The organism is Atopomonas hussainii (assembly GCF_900109735.1).
Lineage (GTDB): Bacteria > Pseudomonadota > Gammaproteobacteria > Pseudomonadales > Pseudomonadaceae > Atopomonas > Atopomonas hussainii.
This window is the reverse complement of the sequence record NZ_FOAS01000031.1, coordinates 1-4047: the sequence shown is the minus strand read 5'-3', so window position 1 is coordinate 4047 and position 4047 is coordinate 1. Positions and strand designations below refer to the sequence as shown.

Here is a 4047-nt window from a genome sequence, read left to right as displayed (position 1 = left end):
TCGACTTTTCGCTTAGGTTTGGCCTGTGGCTCCCAAGCCACAACGAGCCATCCTAACAATGCGCTCAACGCCGCTCACTTCGTTCGCTGGACGTCAAAAAGCTACGCTTTTTGCCGCCCGTTAGCTTAATCGTTAGGGCGCCTCAAATATGCTCAGAAACCACATCGCCACAACGACACCACACGCCGCTTTTCAGCCCGTTGTTTTGTCGTTAACTTTGCAGTTTTCTGACAGTTCCTCGGCGCCGCCTGTGGGTTCGCCGGCGGGTTATTTGCGGTAAGCAGCGGAAGGTTTTGACAGCATGGATCGAGTCGCAAATAACTACTTTAGAAAGTCATCACTTCGGCATTTCAAGTCTTTTCGCTTGGGTTTAGCCTGCAGCTTCACAGCCACAACGAGCCATCCTAACAATGCGCTTAAGGCCGCTCGCTCCGCTCACTGGACGTCAAAAAGCTACGCTTTTTGCCGCCCCTTAGCTTATCGTTAGGCCTTACACATCATGAACAATCTCTCATGGTTTAAGCCCTGGACTTCGCTTCGAGACCTCCCAGGGACTGCGAGAAGAGTCGGTGACAACATTTACAATATTGGCCCATCTGCATTCACATACGCAGTCGAATACAACAAAGAGTTCATCGAAGACGGCAACGGCCCTTACGCGACAATTCTCATATTCTCCCCTTCGGCTGGCGCAATTGACAGATCTTTAAATAACCTTACCGAAATGGACACTCTTGATTCTTTAAACTTCAGCCACATACCTGACATAGGCATCTCAGGTTGGTCATATAAAAGTTTGTCAAAGCTTCCAGGCGCCCTTGAATCCGCAAAATTCCACGGTTTTACTGGCCAATTTGTCGAAATATCTCTTGAGTGGGGGGGTTTTAAATTTTGCTTTCGCGAGAGAAATTTGCAGGCTGCAGAGGTGCCCTACTTGGTACAGTATTCGCCAAAGGCCTAACAAATGGTTCAAGTCGTTCGCTTCGCTCACTGGGACGTCCAAAAGCTGCGCTTTTGGCCGCCCCTTAACCAAACGTTAGCCACCAAAGACCTTCAGATCCACAGCCAGAGAGCAATCATGTTCGCGGAGTTGAAAAACAAGGAACTGCATCTTCACGGCAAGACAACTGAGTTCAATGCAGTCGCCAGGTCAATCCATAAAGGCAGGCAGGGCTCATCAGCATCCTTTGATCTTTGCAGTTCAATCTCCTTATTTTTCTCACTGCACACCACGTGTCATGGCAAGCTCGCCGCCATAGAAATTAAAGAATCGGAGATTTACATAACTTACTCCGAGCCCGTGAAAAACCACTTCTACACCTATTTTTCAATGCCATCTGACACACAACCGGGCTCTCTGTTTTTCCTTACTCACTCAAGTCGCGATTATCCACCATTGCTGGCAGACAACTCGCTTGACTTAATCATTCATGTTATTTCTAGCGAAACATGAGAGTTCGGCTAACAAATGGTTCAAGCCGTTCGCTTCGCTCACTGGGACGGGCTAAAGCCCGCCCCTTAACCAAACGTTATGGGCTCATCATGAAGCAGATACTTCTAAACATGGTCGCACCATTTTTATTCTTGATAGGTAGCTTATTTGTCTACGCGACCATTGCAGATGGACTAGAGTCAAGCGCGGCAAATAACCACAAATTAACTTCAGAGATTGAGAGTTTCATTAAAGACAATCCTGAGCGTGCTATTAGCTGCGGCATTAACTTTACTCTTCGAGCTCAGAAGCATAGCGAAGCATTCATCAAAGACCACCTATCAGGCCTGCGGCATTTCCTAGTTAACGCCTCAATTGCTTTATTTTGCTTATCTTTTATTATGCAAATTTTAATCAACAGGAGGCGCAGTGCAAACCCATAACAATGCGCTCAACGCCGCTCACTTCGTTCGCTGGACGTCCAAAAGCTGCGCTTTTGGCCGCCCGTTAGCTTAATCGTTAGGGCGCTTCACATAATGTTCGCAAACCACCTAGCCACAACGAATCCACACGCCGCTTTTCAGCGCGCTGTTTTGTCGTTAGCTTTACGGTTTTCTGACAGTTCCTCGGCGCCGCCTGTAGGTTCGCCGGCGGGTTATTTGCGGTAAGCATCGGAAGGTTTTGACAGCATGGATCAAGTCGCAAATAACTACTTTAGAAAGTCATCACTTCGGCGTTTCGGGTCTTTTCGTTTGGGTTTGGCCTGTGGCTCCGCAGCCACAACGAGCCATCCTAACAATGCGCTAAACGCCGCTCGCTTCACTCGCTGGACAGTCAAAAGCTGCGCTTTTGCCTGCCCGTTAGCTTATCGTTAGGTGCTGGAGCAACAAAGCACTGCCCTCAACAGAAATGGAGACTTCCAAGTTGCTGTTTGCAAACGCATTCAAGTATAAAAAATGGGCAAACTCTGAGCTACTGACTTTCGGAGAGCGCCAGCTACATCTGCTTCCGGAGAGCGACGCCGTCTTCTTTATTAGAATCCTTAACCACACTACCGTGGTTGACAGTTTATTTATTAGCCGAATGTCAGGAGCCCCGGAGCTTTATTCGGCTGACAACACACCCGAAACGCCAACGTACTCAGAGCTGAAAGAAAGAATCGACAGAAATGACTCATGGCTTGTACATTTCTCCGCAACAATTACTCCTGAAATTTTGAGCCAAATTATCTCTTTTAAATTTACTGACGGCGATTACGGAAAACTATCAGTAGAAGAGGTAATGATTCACCTGTTAACTCACGGCAGCAATCACAGAGGTATGGCTTCGAGAACTTTGGCATCAAATGGCCTTGAGCGCCCGAAAGATACATTCACTCGATATCTACACGAGGTGGAGCCTTTTAGAAGAGAACAGGCTCAGCGAACCAGCACCTAACAAATGGTTCAAGCCGTTCGCTTCGCTCACTTGGACGTCCAAAAGCTGCGCTTTTGGCCGCCCCTTAACCAAACGTTAGACGCTATGCAAATTCAGACGCCAGTCGGAACAATAACCCTAATAAACGAGCCAGTTTACTCATTCGGCTCCGCCGACAATTCTCGGCAATACGCTAGCGAACAACTTCTCGACTCTGTTTACTCTCCTAGCTCCATCCACGGAATTTTGCTAAACGACAAACCGTTTATTGTCCTTGGCGATGCTGGTGGATGCACTGGTGTGCATGAACACTCGGTTATCCTGCATAACGAAGCAGCCTATCTGGCTATCGGGCGCCACGTAGTCAAGCTAAGTCTATTCCCACTCTCTGTCACGTGGACCTTGCAGGTAGATGATGCAACCTGCTTTGGTGTATACGTCAACGTAGAGCGCAATGCGTTAATCTCGCATGGTGAGCTAGAGGTATGTCGGTTCTCTGAAGCAGGTGAAGTCATCTGGTCAGCTCACGGAGCTGACATATTTAGCGAGGGTTTTTCATTACACCCTGAATACGTTCAAGCAATCGACTTCAACCACAACAGCTACAAGTTTAATTATGACCATGGCGAAACACGCGTCTAACAACTGGTTCAAGTCGTTCGCTTCGCTCACTGGGACGTCCAAAAGCTGCGCTTTTGGCCGCCCCTTAACCAAACGTTATGCGTTAATTGAGAATCATGCATGCCAAAAATAATATTCATCCTGACAACCCTGCTATGGAGCAGCTTCTCATTGTCAGAAAACTTTACCTCCGATGGCTTGGTTAGCTTCATATATGAAAACGTGACCATTGATGCTCCCAAAGGCTGGGCAGAAGTTAAAGCCACGTTCACAATCACACATGAAGCCGGCCTAACAAACTCTAAAAGCTCATATCGTGCAACTATGAATAATGCCGGTGAGGAGTTGAAGTTTGAACCAACCAACATTTTTGGCCCGCACAACGCAGCGCGAGAACTGCTCAAATTAGAGGCGCAGCGTGGCCACCAGTACGAGACAGTAACAATCAAGATGAAACCAAATGGCACTGCCACATATGAGTTCGAGTGAGCCGCATAACAATTGGTTCAAGTCGTTCGCTTCGCTCACTGGGACGTCCAAAAGCTGCGCTTTTGGCCGCCCCTTAACCAAACGTTAGG

Annotated in this window: 6 protein-coding genes; all 6 read left to right on the top strand. The window is 47.9% G+C overall.

The features are described from left to right. Positions 1–499 precede the first annotated feature (499 nt). Positions 500–961, top strand: a complete 462-nt coding sequence (locus tag BMX80_RS17440) for a hypothetical protein (RefSeq protein WP_074870786.1) — start codon at positions 500–502, stop codon at positions 959–961. Positions 962–964: 3 nt separating this feature from the next. Further along, on the top strand, positions 965–1453 hold the full coding sequence (locus BMX80_RS17435) for a hypothetical protein (RefSeq protein ID WP_083394375.1): 489 nt from the start codon (positions 965–967) through the stop codon (positions 1451–1453). A gap of 89 nt (positions 1454–1542) precedes the next feature. After that, positions 1543–1875 (top strand): hypothetical protein, encoded by a 333-nt coding sequence (locus tag BMX80_RS17755; protein ID WP_139214222.1) that lies wholly within the window; start codon positions 1543–1545, stop codon positions 1873–1875. A 481-nt stretch (positions 1876–2356) separates the two neighbouring features. After that, entirely contained in the window at positions 2357–2869 is a 513-nt protein-coding gene (locus tag BMX80_RS17430; RefSeq protein WP_074870790.1) for a DinB family protein, read from the top strand. Between the two features lie 84 nt (positions 2870–2953). After that, positions 2954–3490, top strand: a complete 537-nt coding sequence (locus BMX80_RS17425) for a hypothetical protein (protein WP_074870788.1) — start codon at positions 2954–2956, stop codon at positions 3488–3490. A 99-nt stretch (positions 3491–3589) separates the two neighbouring features. Further along, positions 3590–3958 carry a hypothetical protein gene (locus BMX80_RS17420; RefSeq protein WP_074870784.1) on the top strand — a complete coding sequence of 123 codons (369 nt, stop codon included), beginning with the start codon at positions 3590–3592 and terminating at the stop codon, positions 3956–3958. Positions 3959–4047 lie beyond the last annotated feature (89 nt).

Bases quoted from the DNA above. Each gene is read 5' to 3' on its own strand.
- BMX80_RS17440 (WP_074870786.1), top strand. From the start codon at position 500: ATGAACAATCTCTCATGGTTTAAGCCCTGGACTTCGCTTCGAGACCTC.
- BMX80_RS17435 (WP_083394375.1), top strand. From the start codon at position 965: ATGGTTCAAGTCGTTCGCTTCGCTCACTGGGACGTCCAAAAGCTGCGC.
- BMX80_RS17755 (WP_139214222.1), top strand. From the start codon at position 1,543: ATGAAGCAGATACTTCTAAACATGGTCGCACCATTTTTATTCTTGATA.
- BMX80_RS17425 (WP_074870788.1), top strand. From the start codon at position 2,954: ATGCAAATTCAGACGCCAGTCGGAACAATAACCCTAATAAACGAGCCA.
- BMX80_RS17420 (WP_074870784.1), top strand. From the start codon at position 3,590: ATGCCAAAAATAATATTCATCCTGACAACCCTGCTATGGAGCAGCTTC.